We start from the raw sequence: 491 nt of genomic DNA, 5'->3' as shown, positions 1-491 counted from the left end.
GATTCGCATAGCGGTACGCGCGGCGCAGCGCCATCGCCACCTCGTGGAAGCCCGAGAGGATCAGCTTCTGCTTGTTCGGATACAGCGCGATATCGCCCGCGGCAAAGATGCCGGGGCGTGAGGTTTCATACGCGGTGGGTTCCACTGCAATGCGGCCGGCGCGCATTTCCACGCCCCAGTTGGCGATCGGACCAGGTTCGGAAACCAGTCCATACAGCGCGATCACTTCATCGCAGGGCAGGGTGACTTCGCCCTCTCGCCCGCGGACCGCGACGCCGGTGAGCGTGCCATCTGCCGTGCTGTCCAGCCGCGAGAGCATGCCGAGCACGAAGTCCATTTCGCCAGCGGCAACGGCGGCGCGCATCTCGGCAACGGAGGCATCAGCGGCGCGGAAGCCCTCACGCCGGTGCACGAGCGTGACGCGCGCAGCGGTCTTGCGCAGTGCCAGCGCCCAGTCGAGCGCGGAATCCCCGCCGCCGGCAATCACGACC

1 protein-coding gene is annotated in these 491 nt (G+C 67.6%); it reads right to left on the bottom strand.

From position 1 onward, the window contains the following. The coding region (locus RVY79_RS17260) for an NAD(P)/FAD-dependent oxidoreductase (protein ID WP_317465704.1) at positions 1 to 491 on the bottom strand (491 nt) is incomplete at both ends.

It is taken from the genome of Chromohalobacter sp. HP20-39, from assembly GCF_033052815.1.
GTDB lineage: Bacteria > Pseudomonadota > Gammaproteobacteria > Pseudomonadales > Halomonadaceae > Chromohalobacter.
Note: the sequence above shows the minus strand (reverse complement) of the source record. Positions and strands in the feature narration are given on the sequence as shown.